The following is a 26,231-nucleotide window of genomic DNA, read 5'->3' as shown; positions in this document are numbered from 1 at the left end:
GGGGCGGGTACCGACAAGCCACAAGCGCGCTCACATCGCCGCTCGCCCGGAGCGGCGGTCCGAGCCCGCCACGGAGCCGCTACGCCGCCTCGAATGGCCTCTCCCCAGCTCGAAACACGGAGCTTGCCTCAAAACCTTCGCGGGCCGGCCCCGGGAACCTGGACGGACCGGCGGCCATCAGACGCAATGCTCCGCCCGCCATCCTCGACGACTCCGAGACTTCATCTTGCTGGATGTGAGATTCCTCGAGACAGTCCATCTGCGATGGCACGTGGAGATTGACCCTCACATCTTCGGCGCGTACGTTACAGAACGAGCGTGTGCCCCTGCTGGCGGCCAGCACGAGAGCCCAGCGCCCGCAGTGGCAGAGTCGAGGAAGTCGAGCCCAGAGTCTCCAGCGAGACTCGTGCGTGCCCACGTGGCATTGGTCGGTCAACAGCGAGAGCGCAGAGCCCTTCGCCGCTCGCGAGACGTCCCCGCAAGAGGACGACCGCCAGGGCGCGAGCCCGTGGGCAGGCACGTGAGACCCACCCCGAGGGACGGTCCGCCGGCTCGCAGATCTCCGAGACCTCGAGCCTGTTTGTCGTGCATGGGGCCCGTTTACGGGCGAGCTTGACCGAGGGGCCCCCACCGACGCTGTAACGGATCTCATCTGCTGAATCACCCCCCGCCGGCCCGCGCTGGCCCAAGCGTACACCCATGTCAAGGTCCTCTGGGCAGGACCGCGCGTGCATATGCCGGACGGCAGCTCGAGGAAGTCCACGCGCCTCGAGCGCAGCTGCATGCAGTCCTCCACTCGCCCCGACCGCCCCATCCGACGGACCCCGCAATCCGAACGAGCACGTACCGGGCCCACGTGCTCCGCTGGTGAGCCCCGTACCTCCCGCCCCGGCAATGCGAGGACCCACCGCCGACTGAGGGTGACAGTCCGCTCCGTGACGGGTCGCATGTTTTGGAGTGTTGCGCGGGCAGCCAGCGATATCAGGTAGGTGTGCCCCAGGGCTCCCTGGTCTCAGATACGCATGCCGACTACCCCAGGCCCCGGACGTGGGTGTCGCGTGCGAAGGAGAGATATGGACCCAGATAAGCTCAAGAGGGGGGTGTCAACGCGGGCTTCGGCACACTGGGTCAACTCCGTGAGCGGGACGCGCGAGGAGCGCGCCTCCCTCCGCTACCGGAATTACGCGCCGGCTGTACACGAGCCCGGAGCGGGGTTCACGATATGGTGGGCAGGGCACACGCCTCTCCGCGCGCGAAGCCCTATCGCGGACGCCGGCACCAGGATGCCTTAATGCGCACACGATGGGAACGGCCGAAACCAGATCCAGCGGCCGGCGTGCGCGAGAGGTTGCTTGCCATGCTCGCGCCGCGCCAGAGGGCCCGGCGGCGCGGCGGGCCCGGGAGCGATCCGCCACGCGGCTTGCCAGGGTGCCGGGCCCAGGTGCGAGCCCGGGATGCGATTCGAATACGCCCGGTCGAGCGAGATCCACCGGTGCGAGGCCATGGCAGAGCTGTAACGGCGACTCGGACTGCGCCGAGAACTGCTCGCGCGCATGCGTCGGACTTTCCAGACGCCGGTCAGCATATCCACACCGCTCCACGACACCCGACCCCCGATCCGCACGGCACAGTCTGGGGGCTCTGAGTCGACCAGGCCGCGGGCTCCGACAACTGCAGCACGAGCACCGAGGCACCCTCGGCCTGCATGACTACCTTCGGCGCCCCGTCTCCACCTAGGCGCGCCGAGCCCCCACATCCACGGCGCGTCCGGCCAAGGCCCGCACATTATCCGGGGAGAGGTCTGCCTTCGGTTGGGTCGATTCACACCTTCTCCGCGGACCGGCTTGAACTCCCCCGGCCGCGCATGCGGGGAGACCTGAGCGGGTGGCGGAACGCAACGACATTTGGCCCTCGGTCGGCGCCCGTCGCCTCATTCCGGTGTTGCGCGCCGGAGGTCACAGCTGTTTTTTGGACGATTCAAAAATTCCGGGGCGTCGGGGTACGCGCGCGAACGAGATGGCACGAGCTCGATGCCGTGTAGCCTCATCGCACGCCGGTAGCCAACGGTCCAGCCAGTCATATGACCGCTCCCCCTGTCTCTCCCCGTTCCGGCTGTGTGCTGCGTCGTGAGCGCGCGCAACTCTCCGGCGCGGGCGCATGCCGCTCCTGCAGCGACCGCTACGGGGTGCGGCGGTGAGAGCGGCTCAGCACGGCTAGAGCATTGCGCTGCCTATATCGCGCGTGCCCGCCGTCCATTCCAGGCAGGGCGGACTCCCTCCACTCTCATCCTGTCGATCGAATGGGCATGCCCCCACAGGTGGCCCGCCCGGGCGAGAGCCCGGTGAGCCAACGCGCTGCTGGTGCTCGCACAGCGGCATCGCCCACTGGCGAGACCTTTTCGCCGACCCGACCACCATCGACGGCGGCCGCGAGACAGCACATGTAATTCGTCAAGTCCAGACCGACACGGCCCCGCGCGACCCGGACGAAGACGTCGGAACATCCAGCGTTGCGGCATCCGTTTCCCCCGGGGCACGGCCGCCGTGTGACACAGGCTCCCGGGGCGGCAGACTCCGCTCGGGCCCCCCACGGCGCCGGGGTTCCGCCCACGGCTGGGAGGGAAAGGCACGTGTGCGTCATGCGAGCAGATCACCGGCGAAACGTACGTCATGCGCTTCGGGCCAAGCCGCGATCCGGCCGGCGCGCGTTTCTGCCTCCCTGTTCCCGGGCTGGTATTCCAGAGTTGCGAAGTCCTGGTCGACGGGCCTTGTCTTCACAGGAACATCCCGAGGACACTCTGGTTGGCGTCCGAGCATTCCTTTAAGAGCCGCGATCGGTGATAGTCACGACGGATTAGACCCCGAGGTCTAGAGGCGAGATACGGTGAAACGGAGACTTCGGGTGGGCGGCCCCTCCGGCTACCTCGTGGAGGGCGTTCCATGGGGGCGTTCTCAGGTCTGTCGAACAGGCTCCATGCGGTCACCTCGTTTCGCAGACCTCAGAGTCACAATCCGGCATGTGACAGTCTCCGGTGCCGACCATGGAGGACCGAGCGGATGGGGACATCCGTGGAGAGAATAACGACCAGTCAAGTACCTCGCGAGCGGCTTCGTTGACCCCTCACTTCGGCACATGCGGCGCGACCAGTCTGCGGGTACTCGCTTACAAGCGGCTGACAAATACTGGCCAGGGAACAATGACGGAGCGAGGACACCCGGCAAGCGTTGGCCACCTCTACGACAACAATCCACTCGGTCCTCAGGAGGGGCTTTGGGTCGACAGATTTTTTCGGGCGGGCGGTTGCGCAGCTACGGTCTCAGTCAGGGACTCGCCCTCGGCATCTCGCACCGGCCAGGTGCCGCCGCTGTCACCGTCGAGACCTGGGCGTGCCTGGACGCGATTTCAATGGGCCGCGCCTGGGGCACCAGACCCCATGGGAAGCCGGGAGGAACCGGCGAGTCGCCGAGCTCTCGGCTCCGGCGAACGTGCGGATTCGGCAGACCCCGCAGACGGCCACATGAGCAATCCCGGGTGTAACGACGTTCAGCTGGTGCTCCGGGGTACTCCCATGGACAAGCGAGGGTTCGCGAGAACTGGAAGCGCGCCCGTGATCCGGGACCAGACTGCACACGAGGCCCTTAAGGCGGCCCCGCACAGGTAACCTCGCGCACACGCCCGCCGCGACTCGCGCGTCCAGGGCCCCGCGGCGAGCAAGCGGGCCGTGAATAGCAATAGTGGGTTATCGAGGCTCGCGGCGAATGAGGCTGTGCTGCTGCCGTACGAGCCGAACGGACGGCAGACCGCCTGCTGCCTAGCCCGGAGAGCACGGTCAACCAGCCTGAAGCGGCCGGGGTAGCGGTCCTTCAGATGCGACCCTCCTCAGGAACATCTGTGGAGCGCGGCACGCCCGGGGGCGGTCAACGTGCACCGGCGCCGGTATCAGCACACAAACAAGGAGCGCCCCCCGGCTCCCGCCCGACAAGCAGAGAGATCGCGAGACGCGTTATTCGGTGACTCCGGGGGGTAACGTGAGGTCCAGCTGCAGGGGCCCCCGGGCCGAGGGCAGGTGCGTAACTCGGAAGCCGCCGGTGTCAGTGGTCCAGGGCGGACAGGCAGTGCCGGTCGCGGAGCGCTATGACACCTATGCCTGATCCGTCAAGCGTCGTTCTCACAACGAGTGTTGATTCTCCCTTGCAGGTTATGCAGCCGCGGCCTAGCATCCAGATCAAGGTAGAGAGACGGATCTGTGGCGACGGGGGCTACTCCCAAGCCCATCAAGGACGCCTAACTCTTCGAGTAAGGAACGGGCAAGTACAAGCAGGGCCCAGTCCGGGCGCTACAGCGCCTCCTCTCCAGGCGGTCCGGCGGGTCGGCCGGTGGAGGAGACGGGCAGATCCTCGGGGGGTAGTCGTTCCACGGCCGCACATCGTGGAACGTGATCACAACGACGGGCAGTGCGCGAACTCCGCGGGCCTCAAGTCGTGGCCGCAGGTCCGGGACTGGACGACGGCGGACGTTGGACCGAGGTGTTCAGAACTGAATCTGGCGCGCTGGCTGAGTCAAGGGCAAGGTCACCGCGAAGTCGCTGGCCGCTGCTGCGCGAAGGAGCTCGACTCAAGGGTCGTTGTCGACGATGGCCTGAGCGGGTGGGTGCCTGGAGCAGACGCAAGCTGCGGTCGCGCTAACGGGGGGCGAACTCGACGGGATGCGGGTTCACTGGTACCTGCGAAAGGAGTCGGGGTGAGCTACCGGTACGTCGCCGACGAACGCCTCGAGGAGCGTGGCGCGACCAGCTTATGAGCGGTGCAGGGGCACGACTGAGCGCCACTGCTCACAGCAACTGCAGCTGCGAGAAAAGGCGTCCTTCCGAAGCGAAGTTCGCGGCAGGCACGCATACTGACAGCGGCGCACAGCGGCGCTCCTTCGGCGGAAGCACAGTTGGGCAACCGAGAAGTCGCTGAGCAGCGTTCTCGCGAGCATCGGCGGAGCGCCCGGTCGACTAGAACACATTTTGGGCATTCAGTCGCAACGCCGGGTCTCCGGCCTCGGGGGTATGCGGCACGGATGCGGGCGTCGCGGTGCAGGCGTCGTGACGGGTCCTGGATCGCGGAGGTGCTACTGCGCTGGCTTGGACCGGGAGCCTTGCTGTCTCCGGGATGCCCGGAAAAAGGGGCCCCTATTGCTCGAACTGCCCGCACTGTTTGCGGGCGCCTTCGCGCGCGATGCCTCAATTACGCTCGACCAGGCGGGCGTCACCTACGCGATTTCGGATGCTCAACTGACGACCTCGTAGGCGTGCTCTACGGGGGGTTGCCGTGCCTGGCTGTACAGCGTGTTGCGCCAGCGGGGGACCCGCAGGCGACATCGGCGATGTCGGAGGGCACAGCGACGCTCTGAGAAGAAATGTGCCGTGCTGCGCAAAGCCGGTGCTAGCGTGCCTGGTCAGATCGACGCTCCTCGCTGGAGAGTCGTCTGCTCGTGCGGCATGTGCTGATGATCACGCTCCGCAAGTGCGAGCGCTACCCGGTGATCGCACCTGATGGTATTGGAGTGCGCTGAGCACACATCGCGGTGGTGGGACGCAATCGGGGTGGGGACCGGCGCAAGCTCCACACTTCCGCATCCAGGGCGGTGTGCGGGTACCATGAGCACCCGGATGGTTGCGGTGCAGATGCTGAGTCGCTGAGATCGATCGGAGGATCACCAGAAACACGCGGGAAGCGACGTACCGGCGTAATGGACGGATTGGAAGCCGTGGCGGGGCCCTCGCGGCGTCCGCGTACAGCCCCGGCGCTGGCGGGCCCACTTCGGGACGGTAAGGGTGGAGCGCGGCGTGGAGCAACAACGGTCCTGTGGCCAAGGTTAGCGCCAGCCAATCGGCGATGCAGCGCCCGCCAGAGTGATCGATGTGATGGTTCCGAGTCCCTCGCAGCGGGGAGACATCTTCGTCGTGAACCGCACAGGGCGCGGAGCAGGTGCCGCGCCGCATCCGCTCATAGGGCTTGGTCTCGGTGGCGGGTCGCGAAGGCAGGTCCCATGCTGGCTGTGCGTGGGCGGGTCGGCGGTGGTAGGCGATCCTCTCTATGGTAGAGACATGGCCTTCTGCGGGGGCCAGGCGGGCGGAACGGCCGTTTCACGGGCCGTTGCGAGTTCGGCGTAGAGGGTCTCCTCACGGGCACGAAAGCAAGGTGCTAGCGGTAAGGCGCCAGCGGGTGGCCGGGGGCTGGGTTGGAAGAAGTACAGCGGTGGCGTGTTTTGCGGTGCGTGCTGTCTTGGGACATGGTGTGGCGGACGATGCGTTTGCGTCGGGTTCGTCAGTTGGGTGCTTGGTACTTCGTGCATCTACTCCGTATGGTGTCCAGGTTGGATGCGAGAGGGGAAGAGACCAATTCGTGTTCGTCGCGGCCAGCGTCGAAGCTGCGCGAGGCGGGTCGACAAGAAAGCTTCGTGCCCCTGCTCGCCCGCCTGACGCGGCTGTACCGCTGGTTGCCTTTGATTCTTATGCCAGAGTAGGGCCGTGTAGCCCCGATGGTCTCCATGACAGTGGATATCAGGGTGATCCGGGCGTGTCAGATGTAAGCGCTTTAACTAGCCCCGAGGCATTACGTCCGGAGAACGTGCGTCGGACGATGGAGGGACGCCCGCGCCCGGTCGCAGCCGTCTTGCGAGCCGCCAGGAGGCAGAAGGGGTTCCGGCCGGGCGCTGGATGGGCCAGCGGCCTTGCGGCGCTCGACTATGCAGACGGGCGAAGGAAGTCGACGAGGCGGCGTCGCTTGCAGCGACAACCTCTGTTCGGCCATGGGCCGCGGCGCCACCGGAGACGGACCGGACGAGGCCGACCTGCTGCGGCGGGCGCTCAGAAGAGGCTTAGAGGCCTGGCGGCAGAGTCGGCTGCCGAGTGAGCGTCAGGGGCGTCGGTGGAACTCTTGTGCTCTCGGGCCGAGCGCAGCGGAGCATGAAGCGCCGTACGGTCATTGCGTGGGGGATGAGAGAGACCGGTGGTGTCGAGGTGACGGGCCGTGGAGGTCCACAGGGTCGACGATCAGCGCCTTCCGGGTGCTCGTCCCGTAGAATGGGTGTGGTGAAGTGCGATGACGGCGAGGTGCCTGTGGCGGCGGCTGATTCGAAGCACAGTGGCGGTAGCCGTCACGTCGTCGCGATGTGATAGAACCCGGCGGTGCCCGGCTGCCCCGGCGCGTCCGGCACAGATGGAGAGCCCTCTGAGCGCGCGTCTAGCAGAAAGTCGCGGGGCTTGCCGCAGCGCAGCCATCAGCTTCGGCTAGGCAACTCCGCGTGCGTAGGACTTGCCGGTGGTGGTGGAGGGCGTGCTAGGAGAGGCCGGCGGCGCGCTGAGCTCCGCAACCGAAGAGGCCACCCCTTGTCCCACAGGAGAACCAGATCGCGTGGTCTGGCGTCCATGGGTCTAAACGCCCTCGTCGGTGTCGCGCTCTGGGTCCTGGTGTCAGGTGGGTCGGTGTTGCGGCGGCCTCGGTCCGCCGCTAGTCCGTCGGCGCTGTGGGCGGCGGCCGCCGGGGCGCTTGCCGCGTCAGCTGCTGTGGATCGAGCCGCGGCCGTGTCGCCGTGAGGCGGATCGCTACGCTGCTGGTTCATTGTTCGTGCACGGCGGCGCTGCAGTCAGAAGCGTAGCGACCAGATCCAGCACTCGCCTCGCTGTCGCGACATCCTGGAAGAAGGAGTTGGTCTGGCTCCGAAAGTCGTACTTCCCCCGCTCACTGCCACCCTTGATGGTCCGGGGCGGGAGGGTGGCGGAACGTAGGGCAAGCGAACGGCTTGGCGGTTCCCTGGCCAGTATGGGTCCTGACAGAGCCGGAGCAGCGGCCCTAGATGGAGAGGAATGCTCGGCCTCGGTAGAACCGAGCATGGCGCTTGATGTCCGAAGACGAATGATAGCGGCCGGAGTGCTGGAATTGTCCCTCGGCGCAGTGAGACGAGATACTGCATCAGACGAGGGCACCAGGACTCGACGGATCCTACCTCAGTCCTGTTGCCAAGTCGTCGTGCTGCTCCGGCCCCGGCTCGAGAGGTCACTCAACGAAGCTCGTAGCCCTGTGCCCCTTCTCTGGTAGATAAGGGACCTCCGTCCTTGCGAGGATCTTGCCCGGCAACGGCGCGCGGGCGACTGGGCGGGAGCCGCACAGGGCAGTCGGCCGCATGATGGTAATGTGCACTGGCGTGCGTGGACGTCGCCGGGGAACCAAGGTGGTTTGAGGTGATTGCAGCTGGAGACCGGGTCGGAGCCGGGCAAGCCACGCCCTGTAATTCACTGCGCGCCGCGAAGACTCGGTCGCACTCGGGTCAGGATAAGGGCGCTAGTGTGCGAGAACTGAATCGACCGAGTATCTCTTCTGGCCGTGCGCCGGCTGGTCAGCTTGTCGAGCAGCTTCGTCCGGCTGGTGCCGGCCGAGGGTTTCCCCGGCGGCGTGTGTAAGACAGCACATGACAGTGCTCGGTCCGTTCCCGCATCGTCCTGGAGCCGCCCTTGGTCCCATCAATGTTACTCGCTGATCTCTTGCAGAGCCCGGACAAGCCCAGGTAGTAGCGCGGGCCCGTGGAAGGGCGGCGGATCCATTGGCCTCTCGGCTTCGCATTCCAGATAACTCACCGAGGTGCGCTGGTCGCCTCGTTGCGAACCTCCGCCCGAATGCTGGCGGCACCAGACGCTGCCGGGCTAGTGCCGGATTCGGACCGCGGGCATTCCCCGGCGACAGTCTCCGGCGAGCGTGGGCATTCTCCGAGCCTGCCCGCTCGGGGCTCGGCAGGGCAGCGGGTGAAGTCGAGTACGCCGCTCGCAGAGTCGTGCCGAGGCGCGGGTACTGTCTCGCGTGCGGTGGTCGCGCGAGGCAGCTGCGCACACCCAAACCGCCAGACGTGCGGGCGGGCCCGACCTTCCACCGAGTGTGGTCGGTCCACCGGCGCCGTTCGGGCGTAAATCGGGGGCGGAGTTAGCCCTGGCGTCGCGCGCTGGTGGGCGCCCATGGGCGTATCCCCCCTAGCGCGACCTCGACAGGACGAGGCTATCGCGTGCCCGCGGTCGAGGGCATGATTCCTCTCGACATGAAGGCGGCACCTGAGCGGGATCGCGTCGATCCGTACACGTTGGCGAAGTCGACTCCCTGCGCATAGCCAAGTGTGTCGCTCCGGCGGGAGTATCAAGACGGGTGTTACAACCCAGAGCGCGGGACTGGGTGGAAACCAGCTCCGAGCGTAACTTGGGACGCAGCGCGCGTGGATGCGCGGGCGCGGCGTCCCGAGGGGACGGCGGTGTCTGACGTGACGAGGGCGCGGACGGCGGGTCCTGGGGTGGCCCGCCGGGGCTCCGACGCGCAGATCGGATCGAGGCGCCGGAGGGCTGAGTAACCTTCCGTGCAGGTGCCACCGAGAGGCCGATGGGGCGCGTCGACGCAGAGGGACGCGGCGGGCCTGACGCGTCGCGGACGCCGTATCGAAGGGGCGCCCGTCTGGGGGACGGCCACCGGGTGCGGGTTGCGTGAACTCGACGAATCGAGACGATAGTACGGTGTCCGAGGGGCACGTCGGCGGAATGGCACGGGTGATCACCAGAACTCGCGAGGGGCTGCGCGCTGGAGCCCGACCACGGGTCGGGCGCGGGTCCACGTGCGTCCCCCGGATAGTAAAGCACCGGCGTGGGGCCGCGACAATCTGGTGGGAGTGGACCGTGCAACCTGAAGAATCGGGGACACATGAGAGTTGGACACTACCTGAGAGTCGCGGCGAGTGGCGCCCGAAGTATCCCCACGGACGGTGGCGTTCTCTGATAGAGCAGCGCGAGTTCAGTGATGAGGGGGGCCCCACTGCGACGACTGCTAGCGCCCTCCGTCCCTGACAGCGGCCGAACTTGACGAAATCTTCGAGAGGACGACTCACACGGGTCGTGCTTCCTGGAGGGCGAGCGCGCCGGAGCGAGGTTAGTGCCGAGCGTGGAGCCGGACCGCGGCCGCCGCTGTGAACCGAGGTGCGCTCCGCCGGCCCCCGAGTGAGCGCCCCGTGGACGGTGGTGGCGCATCGGGGATAGGCGCACGGCTGATCGGTGCCGCACCGCCGGAACCACACGGGGAGCGAGCGGACCGGGGCGACGGGCCACCGGGACAGGGGGTGGCTCTCACGACCACCGGCAACGACGATTGGACTGCGGGTGGTGGGCTAGAGTGGTGGGCTCAGGTTCGCCGGACGATCGATTAGAGTGGACAGCCGCCACAGCGAACGTCTCACCCACCGCGCATAGCCTCCGCGGCTGGTCCGCGGCGTACATCCGGGTGGTCGGGTCCGGAATGAAACAGCTTACGCGTCGACGACGGTGGCTCAGTGCACTTGCCTTGGCTCGGGCTCGCCCCGCTACCGCGGCCAGGTCGTTCCCGCCACGGCGCGTGGGGCGGTGGGGTGCGATCGCGTGGTTCGGTGCGTGGGGCGTGCACCCTCTGATGGTGTTCCTCAGACGTCCCGTCAAGCGGGGACCGCCGAGAGCTATCCCCCGCCTCAGTCCCGCGCGACAAGGCGTAAGCGGCTCTGCCTCCGTCCGGCGTGCCGGCCCGGTGCCAAAGATGTCTCGAAAGGCAGCAAGGCAGGTTCGCAGCGGCACAGGTGGTGTCGGCTCTCCGCCGGAGTTTCGAGAGCGAGCAAGACAGGGGAGAGCGTTCCCGTACCACACTGCGGGCCACGCGCTCTCATGTAATCGACAACAACTTTGGAGCTGGTGCAGGGGCGCGCGCTGTGGGGAGAGCAGGAGGCGTGCATGGCGCGTGCTCAACCGGTACTGGGCGGGGCTGCCGCGTGGTGTACGGACGTCGCCTGCTGCGACGGGACACCGTGCGCCGCCAGCAAGGCATCGGGGCTCAGCGCCCCAGCATCGACCACAAAGACGCTAAGACCGATGTTGCGTCCGCGCCTTGCGGGGGGGCCGGCGTCAGCCCGCGTACGCACACGCGGCGACACACGCGCGCAGTCCGCATTTGTCGATGTCGCTGGCTGAACGAGTACCGGGCATCCGTGATCGCTCAGGTGACCTGCGTTTCCCTAGACGCACGGTTGGATCCTGCCACAGGCCACGGTCGAGTCGCGGATCCTCAAGGACGGGTGCGAGGTGGGGAGTCTGCCGCCGCTGCCCCACATCCGATTGGGCTGTTTGATCCCCGCCTGGAGCGTGAGCAGTGCCGCGGGGACGAAGACGCGTCTAGCGCCGAACGTTCGCTAGAAACCGAACCCGGTGGACCGGGGCTGGGAGCGAACGTCAGCGCGCAGCCGGAGGGTGTGTGCGATGACAATCCGGCCAAGGCTCACGCGCCGTCCTTCGGCGGTCGAGCCCGCCAAGGGGTTCGTGGGGCTCGCACCGTCATCTCAAAAAAACGGCGACGGCGCACGCTTTGGCAGTACAGCACGGAGCCGACGCGAGATAACCTCACACGACACTAGGGCTATCTTACCTGCTCGGAGGTCGCAAGTTACCTCGCACCGTACCGCCAGACGCTCTTAGACTCTTTATCCTTGGGTCTGTCCTGTAAAGAGTGTGGTGGGAGGAACTACTTGGGCAGGGGTTGGCGGGTGGCAGAGACGCCACGCTTCCTCAAAGGGGCGCGCAGAGCACCTGGTAGAGCAAGGAAGAAAGAGGAGGAATGAGGGTTTGGGTAGACGGCTGGCGGGGCCGCTGTGCGAGCGAATACGAGCGCAGACGAGGAGGCCGGCTGGCTGATTGAGGGCGAGGCGTTGGACGCACAACCCGTACGGCGGGTCGCGTCGCGATACATGGTCATGCCTTCATGGTGGGCAGTCATGAACAGCTCCAGAACCAGGCAGCGATCTATCGTTCGGCGACGGGCGCGAAACACAACGTGAAGAACTGATGGCCATCTACTCTGTTACACGGCTGCGGCAGTGCCAGGGCGTCGTTCGTCAGGGACCGCGCGCGCGAGTAGGCGGCGCGCAAAACAGCGCGGGCTCATCGGTCCACGAGCTGGTACGCCAGCCCTTGTACGGCTTCCCCTCGGCTCCGTCGTAGTCGACGACGAGGGCGGCGGCAGCCCGCTCTTCGACACGCGCCGTGGCATAGACTAACCGTATGCTGTGGCAGGCGCCGGCGCGCTTCGGCCGGTGCGTCGGCTCCTCTGGTGAGACATGCGGTGCTGCGGCGACGGCCACGCTGGTCGCCGCAGGCCCAGCGGGAGCGCCTCGCGAGAGCACCGTGGATCCGGCAACGTCTCCTGCAGCAACAATCCGGGCCTCTGCTGGTGGCGAGGTGGCCGAGGGCGGTTCGCCTAATGAGAGCGGAGGCTACCGCGCTACGCGGCCGGCTGGTAGCAACGATGGCTAGCGCATCGCGCTGGCAGGACGGCACGCGCGGTCGGAACGCTGAGCGCGCATGAGGCGTCGCGGCACCTCAGCTGGTGTCTGCAACTGCTGCCCGGTACTGCTGCGAGATCTAGTGATGCCGATCCACGCGGCAGCCATAGTGCAGAGAGTACTGTAGCGTAAGCTGGCAGCGGTCCATCCGCTGCGATGTGGCCTTCGCCGTTCACGCGCTGCCCTGCAAGCCGGCCGGGTGAAGTCGAGAGGCTGATCGGATTCGATCCGGAGTCCTACGAGGCCGTGGATCCGCGAGGTGTGCTTGCGGCTGCGGCCCGCTGAACGCCGCCCGGCCGGGGGCGCGCGGCGCCGCTTGTGCGTTCCTCTTGTGCGATGATCACCGCCGGAGCTGCGCCGGTTTGCTGCTGCCTCGTACGTCCTTCTGCCCGGGTCGCGCCTTCGCCACCCGGCGCGCCGGGGATCGGTTCCGGGTGCGCAAGGGCGGCGGCGAGGACGGTATGCGGGCTGGCCCGCGCCCCGCACCGCACGAGAGACAGCAACGCCCGGCCGCGTAGGTTACAGCACAGTGCAGGAGCTGCCCGCCTCGGGAGACCCCGCACGTTGGCGGCGACGCACGCCGCCCCGGTGCCCGTGGCTGCATCGACGGCTTACCTACGCCCTCAAGCACGCGCTGCGCCTTTTTCGTGCGGGCGAGTGAGCCGGAGGTGGCAGGTCACGCGGCCGGAGACAGCCGTAGTGGCGCCCCCGTGGTGCCCACAGGCCGTCCGGGAGGCGCGACGCCGTGCTCTGTTCCACCCACTCGGCGCGGCCACCCGCCCGTCCCGAGCCTGCAAAGCTGACCCGCACTGTGGCAGGGGGGCGGCCGGCGGGGCCACACCTTTCGACCGGAAGAACCGATCAAAAATACGGGCGGGCTGAAGCTCCAGCAGCAAGGCCCGGCGGCGGCACGTGTTCGCAAGGCTTCTGGCGTAACGCTCCCGCAAGCCGCTCCTGGAGGGCAGCGAGTCGGCGAAGACGCCGGCGCTCCCGCCCTGGCCGAGAACGTCGTGTGGGGACGTAGCAAGGGAGGGACCCTCGAGGCCTCATCGAGAGGCCGTGCCCGAGTAGGGACGAAACGAAAGTAAGGCCGCTCTCGGAATGGCCGCCCAACCCGATGCGCGACGGGGGGCGGGCCGCGCTAGACGCGTAACCACGGTAGTGACTCGGGCCACTGGGTCAGCGCATCGGACGGATCTGGCAGCCGCAGCAAAATGGTGTCTCCTATGACAAGCCGCCCGCAACCTGGAGCCAAGCGACGGCGGTGGCCATCGCACCGCCGGCCTCGGCCCCGTCGCAGTCTGCGCGCCGCGGCAGAGTTGTGATCACCAGCGCAGCCGCCGCGTAGCCTGAGCTCCGCCGCGTGCCAGCAGGGCCGGACGCCCCCCATAAGGATCCAGCGTGGTGACCTGTCGGTGGCGCGCAAAGCGCGTCGCGTTCGCGGAACCGCCGTGGGCGCCTCCGGCGTCGACGAGGGCCGCCGGCCCGACTGGTCGCCACCTGGAGTCACGGATGGCGAGGGGACAGCCGGGGCCACCGAGGCTGCCCGACAGTACGCTGATGCGTCGCGGCGTTCTGTGTCGCGAAGCTGACGACGGTCTCTCTGTGTCCTGCGCGAGGTAGAGCGCGGCGCGGCGGCGAGTTAGGCCGACTATTCGCCGCGCCTCGCCGACTGGTCCCCAGCTCTGCTCAGTGACCAACTGCCCGAGCCGATGCGCTGGGCGTTGACTCTGGTAACCACTGGACGCGTCGACCGCGGCGCGCGCAACACGCGCCTGTGCTGAAGCGCCCGTGATGCGGCGGCTGTGGGAACGATCAATAATACCGCCCTTCGCGCCGAGGCCTTTCCTGCTACTTCTGGCCGGGGTGGGAGTGCGGACCAGACCCCGAGATTCGAGGCGTCCGCTACGGAAGGGCCGTGGTAGGGCCGACGTTCCTCGCCCCGCCGGAAGGTGCGTGCCGAGCACACGCGACGCGCAGGTCGGGATAGTCGCGAGAGCAAAAAGCGGGCGGATGCTCGGTTCACAACACCGGCCTGCGCGATGAGCGCGCCCCGCTCGACCGCAGTGCCGGATAGACCACGGGGGACGGTACCTCCATCGTCACAGAGTACGCATCGCGTGTGTTGAGGGGCGCCGAGCTGAAGCCGGGCATCCGCAACTCGTCTGCGGCGGTCGAGGGCGAAAACAGGCACGCACCGTCAGGACTCCGGCGGCCGTTGGTCCGCGCCGCACGGGCTCCACCGCTATTCGGGTCAACAGAGTTCGAAGAGCGCGACGGCGTGGACTGGGAGGACGCGAGGGGCCGTAGATCCTCGAGCTCACTGTGGCGGCTGGCTCCGTACTGCCCATGCGCGGTTGTCGCCCAGGTCATGGTTCTCGAACGGACGACCTCGGAGGTCTGACCGAGCGGCCGCGCGGGGAACTTCTGGGGTTAGGCTGACCTGCGCCACGCGGCGCAGGGCGAAAGGCTCCGGCCTGCGCAGACCGGGCGGTGACCGGAGAACCACGTCGCTCGACGCCGTCCGAGGGCGGGTTGTACCGAGTCGCGCTCGGAGCAGCGACCAGCGATCGGCCTGGCCGACGGAACGTCGTCCGGCGCGAGCGAGCCGTGGACTCGATTCGCAAATGCGCGGGTGGCGAAGAGTTCGGCGGTGAAACCTCGGTCCTGAAGTGGCTCGCTCGGGGCCCCTGACTCAGGCAGGCGCCTTTCGCGCGGCGGGGGATCAGGAAGAGTTCTCAGGCGTGGTGCGCGACATCTTGGATGGTGTGTCGCGACAGGAGGGACTCGGAGGCCGAGAAAGGCCCGAGGCTGCGACAGCATCCCTGTGAGTATGGAGGTCGTCACGTGCACGATCCACACGCGGTGCCGACGGGCTTCCTGTACACGTCGCCGCTTGCGGGCCGTTTGCCCTCCGACCGACCTTATGTCCGAGCCGAAGACGTACCCAGCCGACTCGGCTGCGTAAAATGTCAGGCCCTGGATACTCCGGCCCGGCCGTGACAGCGCGGGCCTGTGGCCGCACCGCCCTGCTGCGGCAGCTCCGAAGCCAGCGCGAGCGCAGGTCGGCTTGGCCCGTGCGAAATACCGTGCCCTCGGTGAGGCACCCTCACTGGGCGATCCGCAGGCAGCAGCGGCAGCTGCGAGCCACACCCGCGCGCGTGCTGCGGCACGTTGACCTAAGGGAGCAGCGGTTCATCCCAGGTCAGGGCACCGCAACCGCCCGTAGCCGGCTCTCCACTCGGGCGAGAAGGGTTGGCGCACTGACGATGGATCCACAAGGATGCCGACGTGCCGGCGTTCGGCTGTACGCGTCGAAAGTTCCGTGGTGTGAGAAAACCCAGGGCAGTCGGCTTGGGCCGCTCCGCTTTGCGGCTCAAGCTCGCGGCCTCGGGCGGGTCGGACTCGCGCTCGCTGCTATCCGCGTAGGGCCAGCGCTCCAGCGTCGGTTCCCTTGCCGCATCGGACGGGCCGAAGCAGGCGCATCGAGGAGGACCTTGGACGTTGGTGGGCAGAACCACTGCGTGGCGCTGAGAATCCCTAACCGTGCGTGCGGTCCGCTGATGCCGCTGAGGATCTCCGGCAAGACAGGCACGCACGTCGGCGCCCGCGTCCGCCAGGCCGGCTGCCGGCCGTCATCGCGGGCAGCATGTCGTCCAGGTCGGCGTGGGGTAGCTCAACGCCCCAAGCTCGATCCGACGGCGAGATCTCACCGCCCACCCATCCGGTCCGTCCCGCCTGGGCCGAGGTCGAGGCAGGTGTCCGAGCAAGGCGTTCGAGGCGGCTTGTCCCGCGGCCGCGTCCAGGGCGTGCCCGTGTGTCCGCCAGTACGAGGCGGGTGCTCGCCGGACGTCCCGACGGTTGCGGAGCCAGCTAGCTGGCGGGCTGCGACGATCGCGCAGGCCCAGCGCCAAGCGGCCGCTCGGTCGAGTATGCGCCGCGTGGTCGGACTCAGCCCCTCGGGTCGCCGGTGGAGGGGTCTCGCGAGCAGGCGGGGGGATTCACAGCCCGTCGGATGGAGACTCACGGTAGTGTCCGAGTTGGCGCGCAGCCTTGGGTAAGATGGCCAGGCTGGGCGGCACTGGCGACGGTCGAGGGCGGTACCGAGTAGGCCGAACGGGAGCGTCGCGTCGCTAAGGGGTGCGCGCGAGTCTTGGTGGGAGTATGTCGGCGAGAGGGACCAGGTCTAGGCGACGAAGAGTAGCGACCTCGAGCCTGAGCAAACCCGCCGGTTGGCGCCTCCGTCGGCAGCGCAGTGCTATGCGATGCGGCTCCATCGGCGAAAGTCTCGTCGGCCAGGTGGACGTCGGTCGCCGGCATCCCGGTTTGCGACGCGCAAAATGCATGTGATCGGGCCATGCCCGCACCGGACTCGGCGGCGCCGGGAGCGGCAAGGGCTGCGGGGCGCGTCCGTTGGCGCGTCGTGGGTTGTGACTCGGCTGTGTGGGAGCCAAGCTCGTGCTCCGACCCACGGCCTAGCGTCAGCGGCGCGTCGCCGTGCTCGGTCTCGCGAGCGTCGCGTCGAGGCGTGGCCTCGTGCTTGAGCCTGTGTGCGGCCTGCGTAGGGCGGCGCTCCGTCCGATGTAAGCGCGTGTCGGTATCCGGGGCACGCGTTGCACGTGAGAGGGTGTCAGGCCGGCCGCGGAGCTGGCCTGCAGACGATCCGCTCGGGTACGCGGACGTGGCGCTGGCGCGCGACGATGAAAGCCCGATCCTCGCGCGCTGGTCGCTGGGTGACGGCCCGGGATCAAGGCCGGCCGCGCTGCGGCGGAGTCCGGCGCTGCCTCAGTCTGGCGACTTGTCTCTCAACAGGTCGCGCTGCTCGCCCGCCGGTGGATCGAGCGCGGCGCTCCGGGTCTACCGGCACTCTACCGACGGTCTGCCGGCGCGGCGGTTCCGCGGGAGTGCAGCGCGGCCGTCAGAGACCGATGCGCCGGCGCTTCATGGGCACACCCTTGCCACGTCGCCCTTGTGGGACATCCCGCCGCACCGACGCCGAGCGTCGACACGGGCATCTCGCCGGCTCGCTCTTCATCTACGCACGCGAGCGTCGCGCGTGTCCTCTTATGAGGCCCAGGTCGCACGCCGAGCTCATCGACGCCCTGACTGTACCTGCGCGAGTCTCTGCCGTCGGCGTGTCGCGAGGACGCTTGGTTGTTCGGAGACTCACCGAGACCTTGGACGCAGGAGGTGAGACGAGACGGTGGACGCTACTTCTCGCGTCTGTCAATTCCGTCTTGCTTGCCTAGAGGTGCGCTTCTGACCCGGGTGTCTGCCTTGCCCTACGCCGCCTGTGGTGCCCGGCGCCATTGGCCGCGCAGAGGCGCCACGGCCTGGCACGACCACGCGCAGGCGCGTGCTGCACAGAAGACCCGAGCCCGACAACCCTGTCGGTACAAACGCAAAGCAGCGCTGAACCCTATGCCTCAGCCCGAGGCGATCTCCGGCCTCCGCAACCTGCCCTCGCCCGACGGTTGATCTCGCCTCACGACCGGGACGGGTGCACTGCAACGGTCGCTGGCGACTGACGGAGCGACCGGCCAGAGGCGAGCCGACCTTGCGAGCTGCCCGGTGGCAGGCGTGCCCGGTCACGGCCACGCCGGCGCGGCGTCGATCCTGCGCCTAGCCTGGGTCGCTTCACGCGACGGCAACGTCTGCGGTACGTCGATCGCCAGCATCACGTCTACGTCGTCGACCTCCCGTGCGCCCGCACTCGAACTGACCAAAACCGGGAACGCCACCGCGTAGTCGCCCTGGGCATGTTCGCCGTCTCTCTCCCAGGTGTACAGGGGCGCCGTCCGCCACGAGCGCCGGCCCTCCCGCCGATGGCCGTCCGGCTGCTCCCACCGGCGCTCTGCACATACGGAGCGGAGCAAGCCGCGGCGGACGGTTTTCTTGGGCAATGATCCAGGGGAGTTCACGCCGGTGCCGAAGTCATTGGGATGCAGCGTCGAGCCCGCATGCACGGGAAGGGGTATGTCCCGAACGTCGTCGCCAGCGGACCAGGACCTTCGAGACCGGCGAGTCGCGGGCTCGGCGTGAAGAGCACCCTCCTCTCGGCCCTCCCCGGTGGAGCCGTCGAATGGTCCGACGTGCACTGGGTTGAACGAGTTCGCCTGAACGAAGTCGCTGGACGCGATGCACGAACGCGCCCCCGCTCCTCCGGACGCTTATCCCGCCCGCCCTCCTCCTCGCACGCTCTACCTCGCGCAGAGCGCGGTATCCGTCCGAGTCCAAATCTCGCGGGAGGGAAGCGACGCTGAGGACGTACGGCGCGCGTGTGCCGACCACAGCGTAGACGCCCCCGTGAGGGGAGCGCCGTCGGCGTCGCGCGCTACCAGGTTTGAGAGCGCAGCCGCCGCGTTTCCTGAACCGAGACGGCGGGCAGCACCTGGCAAAATGTGGAAACCAGGCATCGTGCCAAAGGGCGTGGCCGAGCTCGGGCAGATGTGATCGCCGAGCTCTACGCCACAGGTCACCGGAAGGAGTTGACCCGTCGCTTCTGAGGTCTGGCGCGGTCACGCTGCCCGCCCTGCGCGGGAACGTGGTGGTTGGCGGCCGATCTGGGGACGATCCCGGCGGCGCGAGTGGGCGCAAGTTGCGCAGGGCGTTGGGGGCGCCCTTGGAGCGTCGTGCCGAGCCGGCCATAGGGCTTGATGCGTCCTGACCTGGTATGCTCGTCTGCCCGTCTTCGTGTATCCCCTGCCGGCTTGTGCGGCGGTGCGGGGTTGAGCACTAGTCATGCGCACGCAGCGCTGGGGCCCTGGCAGTCTCGAGCCGGCTCCGGCCGAGCTTGCGCCTCTCGAGCCATGCCGGTTCCGCCGACGCTTGCTCTCAGACGCGGCGCGCCCGACGGGCGCGCACGGGTACGCTGCAACGTGGACTGTTGTGCCGCCGCTGCACCGGCCTGGTCGTTCGACGAGTCCGGAACGCACAGAGCTGCCTTCCTTAGTCGCTGCGGTGTGGGTCACCGCTGTCATCGGCCGGAGCGGCGCGCGCCGCGCCCCTCGGCAGCGCCGCGATGGTGGACCGCAGCGCGGGCGCAACTCAGGAGCCGTGGTCCTCGCTCGCCGCCACATGCGTCCGGGGCGCCGTCAGGTCTCTGGTTATAACTTGTCATGCGTCCAAGAGATTCGACCGAAGTGAGCGCTACGGGTCGCAGGATGCTCTCGTATATCGACCTCAGTCGGAGCCTCTGGGCAAGCAAACTGTGCTGTGCCCAAGAATGCGCGCTCGCGTCCGTCGCTGAAACGGTTGAAGCACGCGTGTCCACAGCAACGCTAGCGTGGGTCTGTGGAGGCGTCGGTGGTGCGAGGCTCTGCGTGGGGCCTTCCCCTGATCGCGCGCGCTGGGCCGCATCGTGGCTTGCGGGTATACTGGTTCGGCCACGGTTCGGTCGTGGAGCTGTCGTGCTGGTGGAGCCGAGCGGCGTGCCGGAAGGCGACGGCGCAAGGACTCGCGCTCCGTGCGCTAGCTTCACCGTCCGTTTTGCGACAGGGAGACGTGATTGGGGCGCTCCTGTGCGACCGCGCAGGCCGCTCCGTTGCCCCGGATCGGGTCTGGACGACGATCGCTTTGCGCTATTGCACGGCGTGAACTTGCTGCGAGCGTCGTGGTCCTGTGCCCCCGGCGGCCCTGGCGCGCACTAAAGGGGCGTGTAGGTGGAAACCGCTGGCCGTCAAGGCCGGAGAGCTGTGGAATTGCGGGGAGCGCCTTTCCTCGAGGAGGTCGGCCGAGACTGTGCGTGCGCGGGTCAGGTGGCACCGCAGGGCTGCGGGGCTCGGGATAGCCTCAGCTTGCTTCCCGCACACAAGCTCGCCCCCGGCGGTCGCGGTGGTGTTGCGTCCGACGCTGCGCAGCGAAGGCGTCGACTGTCGACAGATGACTGGAGCACGCGCGACATGAAACGCGATGTCCGCTCAGGTGCCTTTGTTGACCGCGGCGCAGGCGTAGTCACGGTCAAGAAATCGCGTGCCCGCACTCCGAGCGCTGCGAGCTCGTTACAGATCGGTACTGGAGCAGTGATCCGAGCGTGCGCCCGGTAACGCTCGGGGGCCACCCTCCGCGCCAGTGCGCACCACCGTGGTTCACGGTGACTCACCCTAGTCACCAGCAGGATCGAGGCCGGGTCTCACGGACCTGCGGCGTAGACGGTTCGTCTAGTCCGCTGTGCCCGCTCCACTCCCACGCACGGTCACGTCGGGTGAGGATTACGGCGACGGAACGAATTCCATTCGGACATCAGCGCCGAGGGCAGCTTCAATGCACCGACGATGTATCTACCGTCGGCAGCGCATGATCATGGACCGAGGAAAATACAAGCAGTTCTGGGCGAAAGGACAACGTGTCTAAGGCCGAGCGCGGTCTCAGCACCACGCGGGTCGCGCTTATCGCGCTTCTTCTGCAACGAGCCACTGGCCAGCCGCTCCGCGCTGGTGTTCTGCGCTCCGTCAGCTCGACATCTCCTGACTGCGGTGCGCATTCGCGGTGAGCTCCGGCCAGGCTATGCTCCTATAGATGACCAATTCGGCATGGCGGCTCTTGGCCACCCGAGCGCGTACAGAGTAGGGTTCCGTATGCGATGCGGCCCCACTCTAGTCCGGCGTGAGTGCTAAAGCGAGCGGACTCCGTGGCTAGCGGGTCGACATCTTGGTCTGCTTCTCGTGAGGCTGCGTGGGGGGCGTGCGCGGGCGAGCGAGTGGTGGGTAGTTGGTGCGAGACTGTCTCGCACTCGCGTGCACGTTTGTTGAGTGAAGATCATCTGGTTCCATGTATCGCAGGAGGCGGCTGTCGTGTGGACGGTCCGGAACTACACATCTGCTGTGCGAGCTGACGGCGGCGCGTAGAGCGTCCGGATTCACTCACGACTCCTGAGTACGTCTGAATCATGCGAGTTGCTAGAAGCGCCGGTAGAGAACGTCTGGAGACTTCCGCGGGGAGACCTGAGTGGCAGAAAGGTTGTTGGTCGCTCCTGTCATCGCTATCGAGAAGGGGGCCTCTAGGGGCGTTCGCAACTTGCGAGCAGCACACTATGCGCATTCCCCTGATCGATTGGCACGCACAGGCGAGGCTCTTCTGCTGACCCGGACACGCGGCGGAAAGGCGCGCTGACGTAGAGCTGCCATGGTCTCGCGTTGTCGTGCGATTGTCAGTGGGGATGTCTAGTCAGTGGCCCCGTCACACTGGGCCTTCATCGCGTCGTTGCCGCAATCCGCGCGATTCGATTATGCCAAGCGTTTCCTGTCTGGACACGCCGTTCTGTCCACAGAGCAGTGAGGTCTCGGGGATTTGCGGTTGATTCAATTCTCGGACTCACTGCGGGAACGGACGGTAGAACTAACGGTTAGGCCTCTTGAGATCCGGAGGATCACACCGCCGACCACGTTCTCCGCGAGGCTCCGAACGTCGTTCTCGAGACGAGTGAGCGTCGCGTGAGTGACACACGGTCCCTCGCGAGTAGCGGGCGCGTACAACGTGGCGCCGAGAGTCGCGCCGCCGCCTGGCGCCTGTTCAGCGACCCCTCGCTCGCCACAGCGTGCTTCTCGCGTCGCCGAGTCGTGTTCACCGCGTCGCGTCCACACGCTGAGGGCCGTCCGCCACAAGGGCGCGGATCTACACGCGTATGAGATTGCCTCGCTTCACCGCAGGCTTCTCGAGTGGCCCACGCATGGCGCGCGGGCGGCCGCACGGCTGAGCACGACACGCATAGTGCACCGCGGTCGTCTCAGCCGCACGGAGCGGCCGTCTGCGGCTCCTCATGCCCTCGTCAAGGCATCGGCCATGTGGAGCCGGGAGGGCTGTCGCCCGGGGCCGTCGCTCTGGCTGTGGAGAAGGAGGCTCGCGAGTGCGTCCGCATCCCCCGGGTACGCGACCGCGTGGCGATCGCGCAGGGCGACGCGCGGGAGTGGACGCTGCCGGAGGCTCCCGTGCACGCTGCTCCGGTGGTCGTGTGGTCGGACGTGGCCCGATCAAGCCCGTCTAGGTAACACGCGCACCTCCGGGCCGCCCCCCTCTCCACCCCGCTGAGGTCTACCCGCAGGTGCGTGCGCCGCGCGGGCGGCGCAGGGCGCGCTGGGTGCCGTGTCGCTCTACCCGCCCTCTCACATTGGCGAAGGAGCGCTGGTGTGTTCGCGCTTCGCCACATCCGCATACGGACGACGGCCGAAGCGTGAGGGCGGACGTGCTCCGAACCGAGTGCGCGGCGCCTGTGAGGTAGCCGGGCTGCTCGGCCTGAGCGCGCCCTCGGCTGCTCAACTGGTGCATGCAGAGAGCGTCGCTTGTTCTGGCGCCAGTCCCTGGATGCCGTGTGCCGGTCAAGCGGGAGAGGCTAGACCCGCCTGGCCCTCTGCCCTGGCCTAGCATAATGTCGTCGCGTGAGGCGGCATGGCAAGAGGCGCCACGGCTTGGGTCGATTTCGGAGGACTGCATCGGACGTCGCGAGGCCGGATGCACAGGTGTGGTGCTCGGCTCGACGTCCGACTCACCGGGCACCACCGCCCGACGCGTGCGGCTGTGACGAAACTCGATCGAGGCCGGTCACCTACCCATCGACGCCCCCACACAACGCCCGAGCGACGTCCACCCGCTCTATAACACCGGGGAGCCGGCCGAGTCAGACGGCTCTGGCGCGGGCACACAAAGGACGCGGTGGGGGCTGCGTGGAGACCGGGCGCGCTCTGAGCTGGTGCCTTGGCCGAGCGGGCCTTCGGCGCCGTGCTTCACCTGCGGGCGGGCTGTACTCGCGCGGACGCCGATCCTGAGCGCCGAGGCGGCAGTGACGTGCCGAGTAAACACTCCGGCCGCAAAGAGCTCGTGCTGCGCCGTGACGCCCGGTCCCATGAACCCCGCCCGAGCTCGACCGATGGAGACTCTTCGACACGTCTACGCGAGACACCGCCCAACTGCGCGGAACAGCGGAAGGCTTCCCGGCGGCCCTCCTGGGCGCGGAGGGCGCTCGGCCAGAGGTCCGCGGGGCCCGGCTCGCCGCGCTCCAGACCGCCCTGGTGAAGGCGTCTGCGGAGGAGAACTTCCGGCGCACGCTCGTCTTCCACCACGTGGTGAAGGAGGCCGAAGCGTTCGCGGCCGGCCTTCCCGACGTCGCCGCGCAGCTGCACGCCAGCGACCCCGTGCTGTACCCGAAGACGATCTGGGCGGACTGGCTGTGCGGGGACCACAAGCCGCTCCACCGCCGCCGCCTCCTGGGCGAGTTCGCCGCCGGGGTCGCCACGGACGGCACCGTCGTGGAGAAGTGCTTCCTCTGCTCGGTGAAGGTCCTGGGCGAGGGCGTCGACACCAAGAACTGCGACTCCGTGTACTGGGCCGACGTGCGCGGCTCGATGCCCGACCTGGTCCAGGCCGTGGGCCGGGCGCTGCGGATGCAGCCGGGCGAGGGCAAGATGGCCAGCCTGGTCGTGCCGGTCCTGCTCGGGCCGGGCGAGACGGCGGACAACATGCTGACGTCCCGGGCGTTCGGCGGGCTGGCCAAGCTGTTGGAGGCGCTGCGGGCGCACGACGCGCGGATCGTGGAGACGCTCGCGGAGCAGCAAGCCCCGAGCCGCTACAAGCCCGTCAGGAAGGACGAGAGCGGGAAGAGCACGGGCGGGAGCGGCGAGGGCTCGGGGGGCGTCAGTGCCCCCGCCAAGGCCCTGCTGAAGTTCAGTACGCCGCGCGACCCGGCCGCCCTCGCCGCGTTCATCAACCTGCGCGTCCTCAACCCCGAGCACGAGCACTGGCGGCGCGGCGTGGAGGCGGCCGTGATCTACGCCCGCGAACACGGAGACCTGCGCGTCCCGTTCACGTTCCGCGTTCCCGCCGCCGCCGTCGACGGCCAGGAGGCGGAGGGCGCGGTGTGGCCGGCCTCGCTCGCCAACTTCCCGCTGGGGCAGTGGACCGCCGACGCCCGCCGGTTCTACGCCCGCGGCGAGATGGACGAGGACCGCGTCGCGCAGCTGGAGAAGCTCGGCATGATCTGGAGCCATTTCGACGTCGCCTGGGAGGAGGGCCTCACGGCCGCGCGCGGATGGGCTGCCGAGAGCGGGCACCTCCTGGCGCCGCTGGACGCCACCTTCCAGGGCGCGGCGGTGGGCATCTGGCTCAAGAACGCGCGGGCCGCCGCGAGGAAGGCCGCAGAGAACGAGCGTCGGCGCGCGGAGGGTCTGCCGGTGGAGTCGTCGGCCGGGGCGCTGTCGGACGAGCGGCGTGAGCAGCTGGAGGAGATCGACGCCTCTTGGTGCCCGTCGTGGCCGGTGACCTGGCAGCGGGCCTTCCACCTGGTGCGTATGCACCTGGACGCGGGCGAGGCGCTGCCCACCGAGGCGGGCGACGTCCTGCGTCAGGGCGAGGACCTGGGGCGGTGGGTGCAGTCGGTGCGGTACGGGTGGGACGAGCTCACGACCGTGCAGCAGTGGATGTGCGAGCAGGTCCTCGGGATCGAGCCCGCGCCCGAGGAGGAGAAGCCGCAGCGGCCCCGTACGCAGGCCGACAAGTGGAACGCCCACCTCGCGGCCGCCCGGCAGTTCTTCGAGCGCGAGGGACACCTCAAGGTCCCGCGCAAGCACGTCGAGACCGTCTCCGAGGACGGCCGGGAGGACCAGTACCGGCTGGGGGCGTGGGTGAACAACCAGCGGAGCCGGGCCGCCGGGCTGTCGCCGGAGCGGGTGGAGCAGCTGTCCAAGGTCGGGATGAGGTGGTCCTGATGGTGGGCGTCATCGTCACCGCGGCCGCCGCGCTCGCAGCCGGCTATCTGCTCGGACGGCTGCGCCCGTGGCGGCGGGCGGGCGACTGGGCAGCCGATCAGGTCCACCACGCCGGGGCGTGGGCCCGGGGCGGCGCGGGGCGCCAGGCCGTCGTCGTCCTGGTCCACGTCGCCACCGCGCCGCGCACCAGCTGGCGCATCATGCGCACCCCCGCCGCCGACACCACGGTGCCGGTGCCCGTACGCGATCCGGACTGGGTCACCCACCGCACCCGCACAGACAAGGGAGGCACCCCGTGAGCACCGAGCAGCACGACGCCGACGCGTACGGCCAGGAGCTGGCCGCCATCAGCCACCACCAGCACGACGCCACCAGCGCGCGGCTCACCGTCTTCCAGGCCCTGGCCGCCGCCGGGATCGGGCACGAGCAGGCCGACGACATCGTGGCGAAGCTGGAGGCCGGGGCGGTGGCCGGCGCCCACACCTGGATCTCCGAGAGCAGCGCCCCGCACAAGTCCGAGCCGCGGTTCGAGGACGGCTGGCACGCCGGTGTCCGCGACGTCGCCAGCTACCTGCTGCGCATCGCCGACACCACCACCCACGCGGGGCGCGGGCGCGCCGCCTCCAGCGCCATGCTGGTCGCCCACCTCCAACAGCCGGCCTCCCCCGCCCCGGCCGCCCCGGAGGCGACGGCGGCGGACGAACCCGCCCCGGCCTCGGTGCCGCCGCTGGAGGCGAAGGACGTCCTGGCGGCGGCGGAACGCTTCCCGTGGGCCGTGGCCGCGCCGGGCACCCGCCACTGGCCGGACGGGTCGGACTTCCTGGAGGCCGCGCTGAGCGCGGTGGGCGACGAGGAACGCGCGGGGTACATCGAGCGCCTGGCGGTGTTCGTGGAGGAGCACCGCGCCCGCCTGGAGGAGCTGCTGCGCGCGTACGGGCCGGGCAGCAGGCCCGCCTCGCACGGCCGGTACGCGCTGGTCGGTCAGCCCGAGACCCTGGTCATCCTGGAGCGGATGGAGGCCGCCCCGTTCCTCCTGCGCGGCCGGTGGGAGGAGGAGCTGGAGACCGTCTTCCTAGACGACCTCGAGTTCGCGTGGGGGCCGCGCATCCGCCTCAGCCGGTGAGCAGCCGGGAACGAGCAGCGGGGCCGGGCAGGGTGATCCTG

General features: G+C 68.4%; 3 protein-coding genes. All 3 read left to right on the top strand.

The features are described from left to right. Window positions 1–23,375 precede the first annotated feature (23,375 nt). Genes HEP81_RS40385 through HEP81_RS40375 form a run of 3 tightly spaced genes read left to right on the top strand, consistent with a single transcriptional unit; the run spans window position 23,376 to window position 26,190 of the window. Entirely contained in the window at window positions 23,376–25,067 is a 1,692-nt protein-coding gene (locus HEP81_RS40385) for a Helicase associated domain protein (protein ID WP_190276130.1), read from the top strand. Next, window positions 25,067–25,366, top strand: a complete 300-nt coding sequence (locus tag HEP81_RS40380; RefSeq protein WP_078967743.1) for a hypothetical protein — start codon at window positions 25,067–25,069, stop codon at window positions 25,364–25,366. Before HEP81_RS40385 ends, HEP81_RS40380 begins: the two co-directional genes overlap by 1 nt. Next, on the top strand, window positions 25,363–26,190 hold the full coding sequence (locus HEP81_RS40375) for a hypothetical protein (protein WP_037663129.1): 828 nt from the start codon (window positions 25,363–25,365) through the stop codon (window positions 26,188–26,190). The genes HEP81_RS40380 and HEP81_RS40375 overlap by 4 nt, the downstream gene beginning before the upstream one ends. Window positions 26,191–26,231: the final 41 nt, after the last annotated feature.

Origin of the sequence: Streptomyces griseofuscus, from assembly GCF_014673495.1 — a bacterium.
Classification (GTDB): domain Bacteria; phylum Actinomycetota; class Actinomycetes; order Streptomycetales; family Streptomycetaceae; genus Streptomyces; species Streptomyces murinus.
Note: the sequence above shows the minus strand (reverse complement) of the source record. Positions and strands in the feature narration are given on the sequence as shown.